At 43.6% G+C, this 16,758-nt stretch carries 19 protein-coding genes and 1 tRNA gene; 6 read left to right on the forward strand and 14 right to left on the reverse strand.

The window, feature by feature from the left end:
• From Q4592_RS17095 to ruvA, 10 genes are all read right to left on the reverse strand, one after another.
• Window positions 1–76, reverse strand: a tRNA-Lys gene (locus Q4592_RS17095).
• Window positions 77–273: 197 nt separating this feature from the next.
• Complete coding sequence (gene ybgF / locus Q4592_RS17100; RefSeq protein ID WP_303515403.1) at window positions 274–1,041, reverse strand: tol-pal system protein YbgF; 768 nt, start codon at window positions 1,039–1,041, stop codon at window positions 274–276.
• A gap of 25 nt (window positions 1,042–1,066) precedes the next feature.
• Entirely contained in the window at window positions 1,067–1,630 is a 564-nt protein-coding gene (gene pal, locus Q4592_RS17105) for a peptidoglycan-associated lipoprotein Pal (protein ID WP_303515406.1), read from the reverse strand.
• Window positions 1,631–1,660: 30 nt separating this feature from the next.
• Window positions 1,661–3,007 carry a Tol-Pal system beta propeller repeat protein TolB gene (gene tolB / locus Q4592_RS17110; protein WP_303515662.1) on the reverse strand — a complete coding sequence of 449 codons (1,347 nt, stop codon included), beginning with the start codon at window positions 3,005–3,007 and terminating at the stop codon, window positions 1,661–1,663.
• Between the two features lie 8 nt (window positions 3,008–3,015).
• On the reverse strand, window positions 3,016–3,990 hold the full coding sequence (gene tolA / locus Q4592_RS17115; protein ID WP_161985194.1) for a cell envelope integrity protein TolA: 975 nt from the start codon (window positions 3,988–3,990) through the stop codon (window positions 3,016–3,018).
• A gap of 13 nt (window positions 3,991–4,003) precedes the next feature.
• Window positions 4,004–4,441 carry a protein TolR gene (gene tolR, locus Q4592_RS17120; RefSeq protein ID WP_137674524.1) on the reverse strand — a complete coding sequence of 146 codons (438 nt, stop codon included), beginning with the start codon at window positions 4,439–4,441 and terminating at the stop codon, window positions 4,004–4,006.
• Window positions 4,442–4,453: 12 nt separating this feature from the next.
• Window positions 4,454–5,137, reverse strand: coding sequence for a protein TolQ (gene tolQ / locus Q4592_RS17125; RefSeq protein ID WP_137674523.1), 684 nt, complete (start codon window positions 5,135–5,137; stop codon window positions 4,454–4,456).
• Window positions 5,127–5,525 (reverse strand): tol-pal system-associated acyl-CoA thioesterase, encoded by a 399-nt coding sequence (gene ybgC, locus Q4592_RS17130; protein ID WP_137674522.1) that lies wholly within the window; start codon window positions 5,523–5,525, stop codon window positions 5,127–5,129. Before ybgC ends, tolQ begins: the two co-directional genes overlap by 11 nt.
• A 173-nt stretch (window positions 5,526–5,698) precedes the next feature.
• Window positions 5,699–6,706, reverse strand: coding sequence for a Holliday junction branch migration DNA helicase RuvB (ruvB, locus tag Q4592_RS17135; RefSeq protein WP_303515411.1), 1,008 nt, complete (start codon window positions 6,704–6,706; stop codon window positions 5,699–5,701).
• 15 nt (window positions 6,707–6,721) lie between these two features.
• The gene (gene ruvA, locus Q4592_RS17140; RefSeq protein WP_303515412.1) at window positions 6,722–7,342 is read right to left on the reverse strand and encodes a Holliday junction branch migration protein RuvA; all 621 of its coding nucleotides are present in this window, start codon (window positions 7,340–7,342) and stop codon (window positions 6,722–6,724) included.
• 224 nt (window positions 7,343–7,566) lie between these two features.
• Here ruvA and Q4592_RS17145 point away from each other — a divergent pair, with 224 nt between their 5' ends.
• The gene (locus tag Q4592_RS17145; RefSeq protein WP_303515413.1) at window positions 7,567–7,911 is read left to right on the forward strand and encodes a hypothetical protein; all 345 of its coding nucleotides are present in this window, start codon (window positions 7,567–7,569) and stop codon (window positions 7,909–7,911) included.
• A 55-nt stretch (window positions 7,912–7,966) separates the two neighbouring features.
• Here the strand turns inward: Q4592_RS17145 and Q4592_RS17150 are convergent, their stop codons facing one another.
• The 3 genes from Q4592_RS17150 to Q4592_RS17160 are packed head-to-tail and all read right to left on the reverse strand — an operon-like array spanning window position 7,967 to window position 13,009.
• Window positions 7,967–11,071, reverse strand: a complete 3,105-nt coding sequence (locus Q4592_RS17150) for an efflux RND transporter permease subunit (RefSeq protein WP_303515414.1) — start codon at window positions 11,069–11,071, stop codon at window positions 7,967–7,969.
• The gene (locus Q4592_RS17155) at window positions 11,064–12,365 is read right to left on the reverse strand and encodes an efflux RND transporter periplasmic adaptor subunit (RefSeq protein WP_303515416.1); all 1,302 of its coding nucleotides are present in this window, start codon (window positions 12,363–12,365) and stop codon (window positions 11,064–11,066) included. Before Q4592_RS17155 ends, Q4592_RS17150 begins: the two co-directional genes overlap by 8 nt.
• On the reverse strand, window positions 12,362–13,009 hold the full coding sequence (locus Q4592_RS17160) for a TetR/AcrR family transcriptional regulator (protein ID WP_303515417.1): 648 nt from the start codon (window positions 13,007–13,009) through the stop codon (window positions 12,362–12,364). The genes Q4592_RS17155 and Q4592_RS17160 overlap by 4 nt, the downstream gene beginning before the upstream one ends.
• 355 nt (window positions 13,010–13,364) lie before the next feature.
• Here Q4592_RS17160 and Q4592_RS17165 point away from each other — a divergent pair, with 355 nt between their 5' ends.
• From Q4592_RS17165 to Q4592_RS17185, 5 genes are all read left to right on the forward strand, one after another.
• The gene (locus tag Q4592_RS17165) at window positions 13,365–13,772 is read left to right on the forward strand and encodes a hypothetical protein (protein ID WP_303515420.1); all 408 of its coding nucleotides are present in this window, start codon (window positions 13,365–13,367) and stop codon (window positions 13,770–13,772) included.
• 9 nt (window positions 13,773–13,781) lie between these two features.
• Window positions 13,782–14,162, forward strand: a complete 381-nt coding sequence (locus Q4592_RS17170; protein ID WP_303515421.1) for a hypothetical protein — start codon at window positions 13,782–13,784, stop codon at window positions 14,160–14,162.
• Window positions 14,162–14,320 (forward strand): hypothetical protein, encoded by a 159-nt coding sequence (locus Q4592_RS17175; RefSeq protein ID WP_303515424.1) that lies wholly within the window; start codon window positions 14,162–14,164, stop codon window positions 14,318–14,320. Before Q4592_RS17170 ends, Q4592_RS17175 begins: the two co-directional genes overlap by 1 nt.
• Before the next feature lie 128 nt (window positions 14,321–14,448).
• Window positions 14,449–15,381 carry a patatin-like phospholipase RssA gene (gene rssA / locus Q4592_RS17180; protein ID WP_303515426.1) on the forward strand — a complete coding sequence of 311 codons (933 nt, stop codon included), beginning with the start codon at window positions 14,449–14,451 and terminating at the stop codon, window positions 15,379–15,381.
• A 180-nt stretch (window positions 15,382–15,561) separates the two neighbouring features.
• Complete coding sequence (locus tag Q4592_RS17185; RefSeq protein ID WP_303515429.1) at window positions 15,562–16,503, forward strand: YeiH family protein; 942 nt, start codon at window positions 15,562–15,564, stop codon at window positions 16,501–16,503.
• Window positions 16,504–16,539: 36 nt separating this feature from the next.
• Here the strand turns inward: Q4592_RS17185 and Q4592_RS17190 are convergent, their stop codons facing one another.
• Complete coding sequence (locus Q4592_RS17190; RefSeq protein ID WP_303515430.1) at window positions 16,540–16,701, reverse strand: hypothetical protein; 162 nt, start codon at window positions 16,699–16,701, stop codon at window positions 16,540–16,542.
• Window positions 16,702–16,758 lie beyond the last annotated feature (57 nt).

Below are 16,758 nucleotides of genomic sequence, written 5' to 3' on the forward strand. Positions count from 1 at the left end.
TGGTGGGTTGTGAAGGATTTGAACCTTCGACCAATTGATTAAAAGTCAACTGCTCTACCAACTGAGCTAACAACCCGCTCTGAACTTCAGTTAAATCCGGCTCAAAATTGCCTCTGCAATTGCCCCGACTCAACGGCGGCCTATGATACGGATTTAAGACTGTTGTGCAATAGTATTTTGAATCTTTTTTTCTAAGCGTTCAGCAATTAAGCAACCAGCTTCATGTTTGTACAGAATTTTGAATTTGCTGAACTTTATTCGCTTAAAAGCGCGTTAAAACTGCGCTAAGCGATTCTGTGCCAATCCTGCTGCTGCAGAATTTGGATGCTCTTTTACGACGCGAGCAAACAAGCTTTTTGCCTCTTCATTGTTATTTTGAAATTGTGCAATGATACCCAATTTTAACAATGACTCAGCAACCTTATTAGATTGCGGATAATCGTTAACAACTTTATTAAACTGTTCTGAAGCCGCATCACGTTGTCCACGTGTATATTGTAGCTGGCCTAACCAATAATGCGCGTTAGGTGCATAATTGGATTTAGGGTAGTCAGCAATAAAGCCTTGAAAAGCCGGTATGGCGGCGTCGTAATCTTTATCTTGCATAACCAAAGCTACAGCGGCGTCGTAAGCTTGGTCTTCACCGGCAGCGGTTGGCGCAGCAGAATCGGTGGTTGATTTTGCGGTCACAGGCGAACTTTGTACTTGCGCGAATCTGCGATCCATTTCTTGATAGATTTCGCGTTGGCGCTCAATCATTTGTTCAATTTGATAATTACTCTGCTCTAGCTGCCCCACTAAGGTAGACATGCTGTTAGACATATCTTCTACTTGATTTTGTAAGTCGAGTTGAACTTGATTACGCGCTTGCAACATACGCTCTAAGCGCTCAATGCGTTGCTCTAAACTTAAGCTAGACGCGGTTGACGTAACAGCTACAGCTTTTGACGAGCTACCGGCTTCCTCTACAGGGGCGGCGGCATAAATACTAGCGGAAAATAAAACGGCTACAGAAGTAGCCGTAATCATATTAAGTTTCATAAATTACTCTACACGATTAAGCGTATTAATAAACTAACACAGCACGACGATTCTTAGCCATAGCTGCTTCGGTATGAGAATTATCTACAGGCTTCTCTTCGCCGTAACTTACGATTGAGATCTGCGATGCTAACACACCCAAACTTTGCAAATATTTTGAAACGGCTTTACCACGGCGTTCGCCCAACGCGATGTTGTACTCTGGCGTGCCTTTTTCATCGGTATGGCCTTCAATTAGCACTGATACCGATGGGTTATCACGTAAGTAGCTAGCGTGAGCTTCAAGAATTTCGGCGTATTCACCGCCGATGTCTGAACGGTCAAACTCAAAGTAAACCACTTGGCTTTGACGTAATTCAGCAGCCTTTTGGCGCTCTTCTTCTTCAGCACTCAACACTGGATCAACTGAACCAACTTCTACGCCGCCAGCTGTTTCATCAGTAGTGGTATCTTCGATAATAACGGTTTCTCCACCGGCTTTATCTGTTTCGCTCACATCACTATCGCTAGTGTTGTTTGAGCTACACGCTGCTAAACCCGCAAAGGCTAAACCTAAAAATATTGTTTTTACTACTCTTTCGAATTGCATTATGGATTCCTTGTAATCACATAGTTTTTTCTAGTTTAAAAAAGGAGACCAAGCTGGAGCGCGTACACTGCCCTCTTTAGCTGGTAAAGTTGCTTTAAATCTTCCGTCCATGGACACCAATGCCAACACTTGGCGGCCGCCGGCCACTGTGCTGTACATAATCATGCTTCCGTTCGGTGCAATTGTTGGCGACTCATCTAATTGAGTGCGCGTTAATACTTGTACATAACCCGTATCAAAATCTTGGCGAGCAATGCGATATTGGCCGTTAACACGACTCACCATCACCAGTGCTGAACCGTCAGGTGTTACCGAGCCACCTAAGTTCATTTCACCTTCCCAGGTAACGCGGTTGATTTTGTTAGTGTCTAAGTTAACTTTGTAAATTTGTGGTTTACCGCCACGTTCCGAAGAAAACAGTAAATCGTTGCCACTTGGCAACCAGGTAGGCTCAGTATCGATTCGACGGTTTTTAGTGATACGTTTTAACTTTTTACTGGCAACTTCAATCACGTAAATATCTGGTTGGCCATCTTTTGATAATACCAAGGCGATTTTGGAACCGTCTGGTGACCATTCTGGCGCCCCATTAATACCGCTAAAAGATGTGAGTTTGGTGCGTTGTGACGTATAGATATCTTGAACGTAAATCTCTGCAGTACGGTTCTCAAAGCTTACGTAGGCCAGTTGACGGCCGTCTGGTGACCAAGACGGTGACATAAGCGGTTCTTGAGAGCGCAATAAGGTTTTTTCATTGTGACCGTCATAATCAGCAATGCGTAATTGATATGGGTAGGTCGCTTCATTGTTCACCACTACGTAAGCGATACGAGTGAGAAATGCACCCCGCTCACCAGTCAATGACTGATAAGCACCATCAGAGATCAGATGCGACATTTGGCGCAACTGAGCGCGTGCAACACTTTTGAAACGGTCGAGCAAAATATGATCTTGGCTAGTCACTAACTGGCCATCTTTTAGCTCTTGTTTATTACCCGCGGTTACTTGCCCTCGTAATACATCTACCAAGGTGTAACTCACTTTGAACTTACCCGCCTCTAGCGCTTCTACTTTTCCGGTCAGTACCGCTTCTACGCCTAATGCTGCCCACGCTTCATAATCAATTTGTTCTATTGATTGTGGGGTTTGCGGCATATCACTAATGGCAACAGGGTTGAACTTGCCTGAGCGGCGTAAGTCATCCGCGACTACTTTCGCTAAATCTAGAGGGACGTCTCCATGTCCTTGCCATACAAACGGCACTACCCCAACAGGGCGAGCGCTGTCTACACCTTCCGTGATTACAATTTCTAGGTTAGCTTGAGCAACATTCATAAATGCGAACACTAAGCTCACACTCACTAAGAATTTTTTCATCATCACAGCTATTCCGGTTTTAAGGTTAAAGTAATATTTTTCATTTTCGCAAATACATCTGGGTCTTTAGAAACGGGTAACGACACCGCTTTTTTAATCGCTCGACGAGCGGATTCACACACTGCTCTATCACCTTTACCATCACCGATACTGGTAACAAAACCGCTAGAGGCCAAAGTGAGTTGGATCTGGCACTGTCTACCTAACATACTTGGTTCAATCAACCAGTTACGTTGAATAGTAGACATAATTAACGCGCGGTACTTATCTACCTCACCAAGTACTTGGCGTTGATGTCTGGCATTTGCTTCTACAGCCATTTCCGACTGCATTTGACGCTCAAACTCAGCTTCCTGGCGAGCGATTTCAGCTTGGCGTTTACGTTCAGCTTCAGCTTTAGCCGCCTTCTCAGAAGCAACTCTCGCCTCTTCTTCTTTACGTTTGCGAGTTTCTTCTGCTTTACGTGCCGCTTCTTCAGCTTTCTTTTGCTGTTCCACTTTACGCACTCGCTCGGCTTCTGCAGCCACGGCGGCAGCTTCTGCTACTTTGCGCTGTTCTTCTTTCTTAACTCGTTCAGCCTCGGCTTTAGCTGCCTTTTGCTGCTCTAGTTTTTGTTTTTCTTTGGCTCGGCGGGCTTGTTCGTCCGCTTTTTTCTTAGCGTTTTCCTGCTGGCGTTTTTCCAACTCCAGTTGCTTAATTCGCTTTTCTTCAGCTAAGCGCTTTTTACGCGCTTGCTCGGCGTCTTTCTCGGCCTTGGCAATACGTTGTTTTTCTTTATCTACCTTGGCTTGTTGCTGATTCTTTAAACGTTCAACTTGCTGAGTCACTTGATTAATGTCTACAGCCGTTGCGTTAATAATAGGTGCACTCGGTGTTGGCTCTAGCTTCACCCGCTCAAAATCTACCGACCATACCAAAGCGATAAACAACCCGGCATGCAGCACAATTGAAATAATAACCGATAGGCTAAATGGCGACTTCAATGCTATTCCTATTCTAATTATTGTCGGGTTGGGTCATTAAACCCACAGAAGGTACACCTGCACTTTGCAGCAATACCATTAAGTTAATAATTTGTTCATAGCGAACATTTTTGTCACCACGCACTACCACAGGCAAATCAGGGTCTAACTGCAGATGCGCAATCACTAAAGCTTGTAGATCGTCTCCAGACACCGATTGCTTAGCAGAGTCACTGTTATCGCCAGTGTCTAAAAAGTACTGACCACTTTCATCTACGGTAGCAACCAACGGTGGTTTACTGTCTTCGGGCATCGCTTCTGCGCTAGCCTGAGGCAAATCCACTTTTACCCCTTGGGTAATGAGCGGAGCCGTTACCATAAATATGATCAGCAGCACCAACATCACATCGATATAGGGCACCACATTAATCTCGGCAACTAAGCGTCTTTTAGGACGTTGATAATGGTTCACTCTCGCCCCTTACTAGTTAGCGCCAGTGTGCGTTTGACGATGTAAAATACTGGAAAACTCTTCCATAAAGTTGGCATAACCATTTTCTAGTTTAGCCACCCCGGTCGAAAAACGGTTAAAGGCAATAACCGCAGGAATAGCAGCAAATAGGCCCATAGCCGTTGCGATAAGCGCTTCGGCAATGCCTGGTGCAACCATATTCAAACTGGCTTGTTGAACTTCGCCTAAGGCGATAAAAGCGTTCATAATGCCCCACACGGTACCAAACAAACCGATATATGGGCTAATTGAACCAATTGTTGCTAGCATCGGCAGTTGGTTTTCTAAGGACTCAACTTCGCGAGACAAAGATACCCGCATACTTCGGTAAGTACCGTCCATAACCGCGTCAGCACTTCTGCCGCTGGTTTTATGTAATCGTACATATTCTCTAAAGCCTGAATGGAAGATTTGTTCCATTCCTTGTAAATGATCAGCACGCGCGTTGCTTTCTTGATACAGTTTGTTGAGATCTACACCAGACCAAAATTTCTGTTCAAAACTATCACTAGACGATTTTGCAGCCTTAAGTACTCGATTACGATTAATTATCATCGCCCACGAGTAAATAGACATACTCACCAACAATAACATTACAAACTTAACTAATAGGCTCGCCTGCCAAAACAAGCCGATAAATGACATATCAGAGTGCACCGAGTAAATCCTCTTTAAGTGTTTCAGGAATGGCCGTGGCCTTCATTGATGACAATGTGACACAAGCCACGGTAACCATTCCGTGGGCAATGACTTGTTGTGCAGCATTTGTGATTGTTTGTTCGAATACCATACTTGCTCGTTTCATCGTATCAATTCGCGTTGTTACGTTGAGCATTTGGTTAAATCGAGCAGGAAGCTTGTAGTCGATAGTAAGAGAACGAACAACAAAACAAAGATCTTGTTCCATCAAGGTATCTTGATCGTAGCCGAGCTCTCGTAGCCATTCTGTACGCGCTCGTTCAAAGTACTTGATATGGTTAGCATGATAAACAACGCCTCCCGCATCAGTATCTTCGTAATAAACCCGAACAGCTAAAACCGACATTACACCTACCCTAGTATTTCAATTAGAAAATACTATACACAGGCAAGTGCATAAGGTTAAGACTCAAACCACTTAATTTAGAGAATTGCGTGAGAAAACCGGGGTAACGGCTTAAAACTAAACACTTTAAGCCGATTTTTAAACCACACTGTCGTGACTAAACGACAGCATTTTTAACGCTTAGGTATATCAAAACCCAAGTGTAAATAGGCTTTATCGCTAGCAATGCGACCACGTGGGGTACGTTGTAAATAGCCTTGCTGAATAAGAAACGGTTCGAGTACATCTTCAATGGTTTCTTTATCTTCACCAATGGCTGCAGCAAGGTTGTCTAAGCCAACGGGACCACCTGCAAAAGTTTCCGTTATCGCTTTGAGTAGCTTAGTGTCCATGTAGTCGAAACCAGCACTGTCTACGCTCAGTAAATCTAGCGCCTTAGCAGCTACTTCTTGCGTTACTTTGCCATCAAATTTTACGTCAGCAAAATCACGAACACGTCGCAGTAAACGGTTAGCGATACGCGGGGTTCCTCTTGAACGCCTAGCAACTTCCCACGCCCCTTCAGCATCAAGCTCTAAATTTAGATAATGCGCACTTCGTTTAACAATCTCGGCCAAGTCGTCGGTTTTATAAAACTCCAAGCGTTGCACAATACCAAAGCGGTCCCGCAAGGGTGACGTTAACATGCCTGCGCGCGTGGTAGCGCCAATCAACGTAAATGGGGGCAAATCGAGTTTAATCGAGCGGGCCGCTGGGCCTTCGCCAATCATAATGTCCAGCTGGTAATCTTCCATCGCTGGGTACAGCACTTCTTCAACTACTGCGCTAAGTCGATGAATTTCATCAATAAACAATACATCGCCAGGTTCAAGATTAGTGAGCAAAGCTGCCAAGTCACCGGCTTTCTCTAATACAGGGCCAGAGGTGGTTTTAATATTCACATCAAGCTCGTTAGCCACAATATTGGCTAAGGTGGTTTTGCCTAGACCCGGAGGACCAAAAATTAACAAATGATCGAGCGCGTCATCTCTGCGCCTAGCTGCTTCAATAAATATTTCTAATTGTTCAACTACCGCTTGCTGGCCTGTGTAATCATCCAGCTTTTTGGGTCTAATCGCGCGGTCTACAGTTTCTTCTTCAATCACCGGCGTGGCTGAAACTAAGCGATCTGCTTCAATCATCTACTCTACCTTTGTTCACAAAGCCGCTTTTAGTGCTTCGCGGATCAACTCTTCACTGCTCATGCCGTTTGAATAAACTTGCTTAACCAGTTTTTCTGCTTGAATGCCTTTATAACCCAGCGACTCAAGCGCTGCAACGGCTTCTTCTTTAGGATCAACCGTAGCCACTAAGGGTAAGTCACCATGACTAGATAAACTGTCGCTTAATGGTGTTGCCGGTAGTTCGGCATTCCAGTTCTTCAAACGGTCTTTCATTTCAACTAACAAACGTTCGGCAGTTTTTTTACCAATGCCAGGCACTTTTACCAAACTTGATAAGTCTTCGTGTTTAACCGCGAATACAAACTGCTCGCAACTTAAACCAGACAAAATGGCCAAGGCCACTTTCGGCCCAATACCGTTTACTTTTATCAGCTCGCGGAATAACGAGCGCGAGGCTTTATCATGAAAGCCATAAAGCAGTTGGGCATCTTCTCGCACAATAAAATGCGTTAATAACCGCACCGACTCACCCAGTTCGGGCAATTGGTAAAAGCAATTCATAGGAAGTTGTATTTCGTAGCCTACTCCGGCTACATCTATCAATACAAAAGGTGGGACTTTTTCTTCTAAGATACCTTTAATGGTAGCGATCACTGCAAAGACTCCTAACTTTAGATAGCGTAAGCTTACCTTAAACACTGGATATATATCCAGCCCTCTATATTTGAAATTGGAAAATGTGTTGGCTAAGGGCTGATTAACTCGGGCAGCGACAACTCTATGAGTCTGTTAGCGATATATCTAAAACAAAAAGTTGCCATTACAATTGAACAAATAACCAACAAGGAGAGTGCACATAAACTAAATTGAGGTAACACATGAATAAATTAATGCTTATCGTTTCCGCTAGCCTGATTGTTTTAACTGGCTGTTCTAACACTCCCACTACTTACCATGGTGTAACGCTATTGGAAGACGACCGAGATATCTCTCAATGCACCGCGCTTGGCAGTGTTTATTACACTAGCCATCATGATTCAAAAGGACATGAAGCTCGCGATGAATATGTAAAATCGGTACGCCCACAATATCCAACCGCAGATACAGTATCAATCACCAGCTATCGTCAGGCCTCTAAAAAAGCCTTTAGGCGAGATGTGGCCATTAGAGGAATTGCTTATCAGTGTTACGACTTAGCCTCAGCAAACACCTCTACTGGCTAATTTCGTAAATCGACCAAGCCTCATGCTCAAATAGGCAAGAGGCTTGGACATATAACTAATGTAAGCTTTTATGTTTATGCACTAAGTTCCAATCGGCCAAAATAGCGTAGGCCGCCGGGATAATAAACAATACCATCATCGTAGACGCTACAATTCCAAACACAATAGACACCACAATAGGCTGCACCACTTGTGCTTGTAAACTGGTCTCTAACAACAACGGCAGTAAACCTGCTGCAGTGGTAAGTGAGGTTAAAAATACCGCTCTGAAGCGTTCTTTACTGGCGTTCACCACCGCTTGATAAACATCGTCTCCTTCATCTAAATGGTGCCGAATATATTGCACCAGCAATATGGAGTCATTCGTCACAATCCCAGCCAATGAAATAAAGCCTAGAATAGACGGCATACTTAGACTGTGTCCTAACAAAAAGTGTCCCCACAACACACCTATTAACGCCATGGGAATAACGGTTAATACAATCACGGGTTCAAGGTAGCTTCTAAATTGGAAACTCAAAATGGCAAAAACACCAAAAATGCCAATTGTGAAGCTCTTACCCAAAGACGACCCCACTTTAGCGCTCTCTTTAGCCTCCCCTTCAAAATCAACTCTTAAGCCAGGTATTTTAGCGATTAGCTCCGGGAGAAAACTTTTTTGCACCAGTTGCATCACTTCGTTGGTATTAGCAACTCGAGTATCAACATCAGCCATCACAGTTACCGTGCGTAAGCCGTCTATACGCTGAATGCGGACAAACGATCGTTGATATTCTAAGTTGGCAATTGAAGATAGAGGCACTTGTTTTCCGTCGCTAAGCACTACCGGGAAATTAGCCAAGGCTTGTAAACTACCGGATTGCGACTTATCTAAACGTACATCGATTTGAATGTTTTCAGGGCCAAGTTGAAATTCATCCGCAATCGCTCCTTGATAAGACGCTCTCAGTTGTTCAGCCACCATCTGTCCGTTTACATTAAAAGATTCAGCGCCACCACGTAACGAAATTACCACCTCTTCTTTACCGGGTCGCATGTCATCAAGGATGCTATTCACCCCTTTAAACTGGCTCAAATAGGCTTGCAACTCTACCGAGGCAGTTTTTAAGGTGTCTAAATCTGAATGCTGCAGCCTCACTTCAACAGCTCGTCCCGCTGGCCCCATGGTAGGTTGTGTAAACGCCAACGCTAACGGTAAAGCTTGCTCACCAACTTGTTCACGCCAGGCACTAATGAACTCTTCGATATAAGTATTGCGCACTTCTGCTGATAAAATATCTAACCGAACAGTTGCCACATGCGGACCAGATTCTCCGGCATCAGCGTTGTAATTGTATTGAGCGGTAATGTCGTGAATTAAACGCTGCGGCTCGTTATTTTGTTCGGTAAATTGTTCGCCAACTTGACGGGCAGCAGTCACAATTTCAGCAACTAAGGTTTCGGTTTGCGATAAGCTTGAACCGGGTGGGAGAATGATTCTTGCTTCAGCAATATCGCCATCAAGTTCAGGGAACGCGGTAAACTTTAGTAAACCGCTTACCACCAACGAAAACGATAGCAGCAATAAGCCGAATACCGCACCCACAGAAACATAGCGCCACTTAACCACAAAGGTTACAGCCGGCACTAATTTGTTAAGGCGAAAATCTTCAAACATATTGAGGAACTTGGCTTTAAAGCCAGACTTTGGCTTTTCAATGCCTTGATGTTGCAAAGTGTGGCGCAGGTGGTTTGGCAAAATGAGAAATGCCTCTACCAAGCTAATACACAGCACTAACAGCAATGCCATTGGCACTACGCTTAACACTGCGCCCATTTGGCCATCTAGCCACATCAAACTACCCAGCACAAAAATGGTAGTAAAGAAGGATGAAATAACCCCTGGTGCCGCTTTTTTAACCCCCTTAACTACCGCTTCGTCAGCACTCATTCCCCGCTCTAAATGCGCAGCAATCGACTCAGCGATCACAATCGCGTCATCCATCATAATGCCAATGGCCATTAGTAAACCGACTAAGGTCATAATGTTGATCGATAAGCCGAACACCGACATTAAGAACATGCCCCCCATAAATGCAACGGGCAGACCGGCGGCTATCCAAAACGAATATCGCAGCGAAAAGAATAGCCACATGCTCAAAAACACCAAAATGATGCCCTGCCAGCCGTTTTTAAGCATCATGTTTAAACGGTCGCTCAACAGTGACGACATATCATTGGTTAAGGTTAGGCTTACCCCGTTTGGCGCAACCAGACGCTGGTCATCAACAAAACGTTGAACCGAATCTTTTATTCGCAAGGCATCGTCGGCTTTGTTTTTACTGATTTTGAGCATCGCAGAGGGCAAGTCGTTAAACAGTATTTTTTCTTCATCTAGCTCAAAGCGATCACTAATATTTGCGACATCGCCTAAATACACCACGCTGCCATTGCTGTCTGAGGCGACAACGGTTTTTGCTAATGCAATTGGGTCTCGCTTTCGCTGATCAAAACGGATCAACAAATTCTTTTCGTTTAATTCAATGGTGCCAGCCGGCAAATTGATATTCTGCTGGCTAATAGTGCTAGCAATATCGTTAACACTTAAGTTCAGTCGCCGTAGCGCTGTTTGGTCTAATTCCACCCGTAACTGGTGATCAGAAAAGCCACTCACACTCACCATGGCCACGTCGTAATCTACTTTTAGAATGTGTTTCAATTCTTCAGCATAGGCTTTTAAATCGGGCCAACTAGCTGGCGCACTAATAGCGATATCCACTACCGGCTCAGCCCAATCCATTTCTTTTACTACTGGCGGTTCAATTTGCTCTGGAAAGTCTTTAATGGCGTTTATTTCGGTTTGTATATCCACCAACATGCGACCAACATCTGCGTCTCCGTCTAACTTAACGATTAGCGAACCTAAGCCTTCAACAGCCTCACAGCGTGTTTCTTCAATATTAGACAAGCCGTCTACAGCATCTTCCATGCGCATACATAAGCTTTCTTCCACTTCGCTTGGCGACGCGCCAGGGTAAACCACCGTTGCAATAATAAAGGGGTTAGTAAACTCCGGAAATGTTTCACGTTTTAAGGTTCCTAAGCTGCTTAACCCCAGCAGCAAAAAGGTGATCATGCACAAATTGGCAAGGGTTGGATGCCGAATAAAGAAATTAAGCATCGCCCTGCTCCTTGGTACGCAAGGTCATGCCATTTACAGCAGGAATTAAATCATTAAGAATGAGTATTTGCCCCTCATGCAACTCACCACTAATCGCAACGCCCTGCTCACTTCTAAACAACACATTAATGGGCAGTATTTGCAGGTTCTTCTGTTCATCCATTAAATAGATATTGGTGCCATGTAAAGCTCGCTCTGGCACCACAAAATGAGATTGAGGATAGCCTTGTATTTTCGCTTGCACATACATGCCTTTGGTTAAGGGGATCTGTTGAGCAAGATCCATCGCCGCGAGATTTTGCTCAACCTCTAGAAACATGCCAACAGTGGCTTGAGCTACATTGACCGATTCGGCAACTCTAGCGACTTTTGCTGGCCATTTGTATTCAATGCCTGAAGCCACCAAGCTAATAGATGCATCAAAATTTAAGTCGTCAATGGAAGGTAAACCCGCTGTGTTCTGATAGTGTTGAACGCTAGCGATCAGCTGGCGCATATCGCCCAAAGACAACTGTACATCGGCGACCATTGTGTCGAGTTTTTGCGCCACTACCATGACCGATTGCAAGTTAACTACCTGCTCGTTTTCAATATTAACTTCCGCTATTTTGGCATCAAAAGGCAATACAATTTCGGTTTTACTTAGTTGCCGTTTGGCGTCTTCATATTTGGCTTGCTCTACAGCTAATTGCGCTTCTAATACACGGCGATCATCAGGTACTAACTGCAGTGCATTTTCTAACTCTTGAATAACTTTATTTTGTATCAGTACATTTTGTTTTTCATTCTCTAACTCAGAGCTTGAAATAAGGTTTTGTGTTTTAAGTTTTTGTTTTCGTAAGTACTCTTCTTCCACCAATAACGCCCGCTGTCGCTCTATCGATAAACTGGTTTTTAGATTGGTTTCTTCCTGAACTAAGCGGGTGATTTGGGTTTTGCTAGCGTTTAAATTTGCTTCCGCCTGAGTCATTTTTAAGGTGTATTCCAAGGGATCTATTTTTAACAACAATGTCCCTTGTTTAAGAAACCGCCCTTCTTCTAGTTGTGGATGACGAAACACCAAATTGCCACTCACCTCAGCAACAGCTTCCCAATTGGTTTTAGGTTCAACCTGACCAAAAGCAATCGCCATGGGTGCGGCATCAACTTTAGTTAGTGTTGTTACTTCCACTAAGCGAGTTGATTGATGCTCAGTGTTTAACGGCACCACTTCTTTACTGGTGATAGCTAACACCAGCACAATTATGCCTATTGCTACGCCAGGTATAATTAGCCAAGGTTTAGTGATGCTCATGAATCGGTTCCTTTGTGTTTAAATAAGCCACGTTGTAGCAATTGAATATTGTGGTCTGCTAATTTCAAAAACTTAGCTTTAGATAATGCGATTTGATTGGCTTGTAATAAGCGTTCTGGTATCAAAAATGGAAATACCATTAAACTTAAAAAACTTAGCTGAGCTAGCTCTGTGTCAACGTCGTCTAGTAACACATTGTTGCTTAATAACTGGTCGAATAAATGTTTGCTTTTAAAGCGACCCATATTATCGATCATATGTTGCAGTTGCTGAGCACTTTCATGTTCTTTAGGGGTGTTGCTCAGCTTAAATATAAGCTTAGGAAAATACGGGTTTTCTACCATTGTTTGGTAGTAACTGCGCATCAAACGCCCTAAGTCATCGGCATCAAAATCACGACTGGCTTTATCCAAAGTAGCAAAAACTGGTTTTGCCACACTGTTAAGCATTTCTCCAAACAACTGAGCTTTAGATCCAAAGTAGTAGCGTATTAAAGCCGCATCCACTTCTGCCTTGTTCGCTATCATGCGAATTGACACTTTGTCGTAATCAAGGCTCACGAACAATTCTGTGGCTGCCAACAGCAGCTGTTCTCGAGCTTGGCTATCCCCTTTGGGTCGGCCAACTTTGTTCTTAATGGTCATAATCGTTTGGTTATTCTTCAACTGTAGAATAATTCTAATCTAAATGTTAAATCGGTGCGTTAAGTTAAATTCCTCAATCCAATGCATTCAATGAATTTTGTGAAACTCATCGCTTCAAGCCATTGTTAAAGAAAGCCTTATTGCAAACTCACAGAGGCTTTACTCTTTCACGCTGGAGCTTACTGGAAGAGCGGTATTGACCTCAGACATACCGTAAGTTATACGGAAAGTGACATATCTATAAGTCATTTATCGATATTTCTAAACACTAGGTGAATCAATATACTCTCTCCTAAATAGGATTCATCAGACACCGGACGTCACCATACAAATAAGTATCTAATAAGGTGACACGATGACAATACAATTTGGCAAAGGTTTTCTCGGCGTAATATTCGGGCTAACGGCTTTTATCGCCCCTCATTCCCTAGCTAGCGAACTAACTGAAACCACTTATCAACGTTACGAACAACAAACCGCTTGCGCTGCTTCGGTCATTTATCTGCAACAGAAGGTATCTAACGACGCGTTTGACAGTGGATATACTCCTCAAGAATTAATGAACCTGGAAATAAGCTACGAACAAGCAGCCTTAGTGCACTTAAGCACTTGGGATGAACTGAGTCATACCGAACTAGGTAGCGATGAAGACCTTAAGCGCATCACCTTCACCGAAATTGGTCGACGATTTGGTTGGATGCAGTCTTTAGACAGCGACAGGTACGCTGAACAAGTACTGAGCACACTCAACGACTGTATATAGGATTCAATCATGCTAGAACTATTAAAATCATTACGCAGTAAACGCGCGCTACAAAAACAGTTACAACACTTAGATGTAGATCCTTACCTAAGTGCTATGTTAATGAAAAGCATTACCCGCAACGAATGGGGAAAACACAGTGTAGCAACCAGTCACATGAACGAGGCGCAAGCAGGAATATTTAGCTTACACCTCATTGTTATAGCTTCTCGAGAACTCGCACACTTAAGGCGCCAGTGGTTTGGCTATAAGGTATTCAACGAATTGTTAGCAGCTAACGCTTTAGACCTTGGTTATTTAGATCAACAGCAAACCAGTACCGCACTCAATAAAATGAAGTGCTTGCAAATGCCGCACTACAACATTGCTAAAACAGTTTGGGGAACCTAATGAGAAGAAGACAAGAACGCAAACAACTTATCTGGTGTGTTGCTTACGCCCTACTAGGGTTTACCATTGGAATGGCAACAGTAAAAGCAGAAAACGCCGTGTGCCAAGAGGACTACCAACAGTTTATTCAAAGCGAAGTATTAAGAAACCAGCACTAGCGCTATTGGTACCGCAGTTAAAGTAAGCTGATTACTTTAACGTGAATCTGTTGCTTGCGCCGTTGCAGTCACCGCTAATATCAGCAACACTTGCTCGGTAAATACTTGGATTCACAGAGAGATAAAGGATGTCGAATAAAAAGGACCCAGTTATAGGGCTAGCCCTAGGCAGTGGCGCTGCTAGGGGCTGGTCGCATTTAGGCGTCATTTTGGCTTTGCGCGAAATGGGCATACAACCTCATATTGTATCCGGTTGTTCCATTGGCGCATTAGTGGGTGCAGCTTATGCCTGTCATCGAGTCGATAAGCTTACCGATTGGGCCTTAAGCCTATCTAGCTGGCAAGTATTTAACTTAATGGATTTCTCGTTGTATAGAGGCGGATTACTCACTGGTGAGAAAGTGTTTAATGCCGCCGAACAATACATTGGAAGCGACAGCATAGAGCAGCTAGATATTCCCTTTGGAGCGGTAGCCACAGAGTTAGAATCTGGTAAGGAGATTTGGCTACAAAAAGGCAGCGTGCGAGACGCCGTACGTTCATCTTGTGCTATGCCCGGGTTAATGGCGCCTTATCGATTAAACGACCAATGGTTGGTTGATGGAGCAGTGGTTAATCCAGTGCCTGTTTCTTTATGCCGAGCTATGGGAGCGGATGTAGTTATTGCGGTAAACCTAAACAACGATAAATCACGGATTGCACTACTCGATGACGACTTAAACGAGACCCTTAGCCACAATGAAAACCCCAGTAATCAGCCATTTTGGCGTTTATTAGGCGGCGGCAAAGACTACCTCAATTCCATGCTAAGCAATTTAAAGCAACAAAACAGCAACCGCTCTCCGGGAATGATTGGGGTAATGTCTACTTCAATAAACATCATGCAAGAACGATTAACCCGTACTCGTATGGCTGGCGATCCACCAGATATTCTACTTTCGCCTAAACTTGGAGATATCGGCATCATGGATTTCCATCGAGCGGAAGAAGCCATTAGCGAAGGGAAAAGGGTTACTGAGTTAATGCGCCCACAAATCGAAGAAGAGCTTTTTTACCGATAACGAGATAAAACTAGACACTGAATAATATTGATTAATTTAATCAATATTATTGATAAGCAATAGAATATACCAATAAAAACAATAATATATTTATCTTTAGTCGATTTTCATCAATCAAAACTTACTCTACCCTCAGAAGCGCCAAGGCTCTACAATAAAACTCTATTCGATGGGGGCGATATGCAGATAAACCTTAAACAATTTCAAGCCGCAGACCTACTATGTATCGCCATTGCCCTATTGGTGTTAAGTCCTTGGGTTAATGGCCCTGCTGCCTTAGTTATAGGTGCCTGTTTAGCGAGTTTTGGATTTACGCCTAAAGCAATTAATATTGGCGCAGCAACTAAACGTTTATTAGCCATCTCGGTGGTAGGTTTAGGTTTCGGCATTTCCATCGACCAAGCCATAGAATACACCCAAAATGGATTTGGCCTTATTGTAGGTTCTATCCTGTTTACCTTAGTGTTAGGCACTGTAGTCACCAAGCTACTCGGTATTGAAAGAAAAACCGGCTATCTGATCTCTGTAGGTACTGCTATATGCGGTGGTAGCGCAATTGCTGCAGTCTCGCCGGCGATAAAAGCCAGCAGCAAACAAATCTCATTGGCGCTTGCTACGGTGTTTATTCTTAACGCTTGTGGCTTATTTCTTTTTCCAGTGCTGGGCCACCTATTTGATTTAAGCCAAAGCCAATTTGGCTATTGGGCAGCCATTGCTATTCACGATACATCTTCAGTTGTTGGAGCTGCCGCAGCTTATGGCGACGAAGCGCTAACGGTGGCAACCACCGTTAAGCTAGCGCGAGCGTTATGGATCATTCCGGTAGCCCTATTAAGCGCGGTCTATTTTAAAGAGAAAGATGGAAAATTCTCTTTCCCCTACTTCATCGTTTTTTACATACTCGCCATGCTGGTGAGCAACTACGTGCCTATGTTTGATAGCTTATATCAAGGCTTGTTTAGCATATCTAAACAATTATTGGGTGTGTGTTTGTTTTTAATCGGCTACGGGTTAACCGCAAAGAATATGCAAAGTGCTGGAATCAAACCCTTATTATTGGGAGTAAGTCTTTGGATTAGTATCGCCAGCGCCTCATTACTAATAATACTGGCTTACTATTAAAAATAGCTTGAACACTTTGGTAGGTTGAAAATAGGCTTAACGAGATTGTTTATTTCGCTTAACCGAGAATGAGCAAAGCAACATAGCAATAACCGCAACAAACGCGCTAGCTTCAAAAATGGCTCGGGTAAGATCAGCGCTAAACCACGCAGCAACCAAACTTATCACAACAATTAATAACAATAACTTACGTAACATAGCATCTCTCCAGTTAAGCTTATCCTAACCCTTGCTAAGCCCCTTACAAATTCTCTT

It is taken from the genome of Agarivorans sp. 1_MG-2023 (assembly GCF_030548385.1).
Taxonomy (GTDB): Bacteria; Pseudomonadota; Gammaproteobacteria; order Enterobacterales; family Celerinatantimonadaceae; genus Agarivorans.

Coding starts and splice junctions, on each gene's coding strand:
- ybgF (WP_303515403.1), bottom strand. CDS start 1,041: ATGAAACTTAATATGATTACGGCTACTTCTGTAGCCGTTTTATTTTCC.
- pal (WP_303515406.1), bottom strand. CDS start 1,630: ATGCAATTCGAAAGAGTAGTAAAAACAATATTTTTAGGTTTAGCCTTT.
- tolB (WP_303515662.1), bottom strand. CDS start 3,007: ATGAAAAAATTCTTAGTGAGTGTGAGCTTAGTGTTCGCATTTATGAAT.
- ybgC (WP_137674522.1), bottom strand. CDS start 5,525: ATGTCGGTTTTAGCTGTTCGGGTTTATTACGAAGATACTGATGCGGGA.
- ruvB (WP_303515411.1), bottom strand. CDS start 6,706: ATGATTGAAGCAGATCGCTTAGTTTCAGCCACGCCGGTGATTGAAGAA.
- Q4592_RS17145 (WP_303515413.1), top strand. CDS start 7,567: ATGAATAAATTAATGCTTATCGTTTCCGCTAGCCTGATTGTTTTAACT.
- Q4592_RS17150 (WP_303515414.1), bottom strand. CDS start 11,071: ATGCTTAATTTCTTTATTCGGCATCCAACCCTTGCCAATTTGTGCATG.
- Q4592_RS17155 (WP_303515416.1), bottom strand. CDS start 12,365: ATGAGCATCACTAAACCTTGGCTAATTATACCTGGCGTAGCAATAGGC.
- Q4592_RS17160 (WP_303515417.1), bottom strand. CDS start 13,009: ATGACCATTAAGAACAAAGTTGGCCGACCCAAAGGGGATAGCCAAGCT.
- Q4592_RS17165 (WP_303515420.1), top strand. CDS start 13,365: ATGACAATACAATTTGGCAAAGGTTTTCTCGGCGTAATATTCGGGCTA.
- Q4592_RS17170 (WP_303515421.1), top strand. CDS start 13,782: ATGCTAGAACTATTAAAATCATTACGCAGTAAACGCGCGCTACAAAAA.
- Q4592_RS17175 (WP_303515424.1), top strand. CDS start 14,162: ATGAGAAGAAGACAAGAACGCAAACAACTTATCTGGTGTGTTGCTTAC.
- rssA (WP_303515426.1), top strand. CDS start 14,449: ATGTCGAATAAAAAGGACCCAGTTATAGGGCTAGCCCTAGGCAGTGGC.
- Q4592_RS17185 (WP_303515429.1), top strand. CDS start 15,562: ATGCAGATAAACCTTAAACAATTTCAAGCCGCAGACCTACTATGTATC.
- Q4592_RS17190 (WP_303515430.1), bottom strand. CDS start 16,701: ATGTTACGTAAGTTATTGTTATTAATTGTTGTGATAAGTTTGGTTGCT.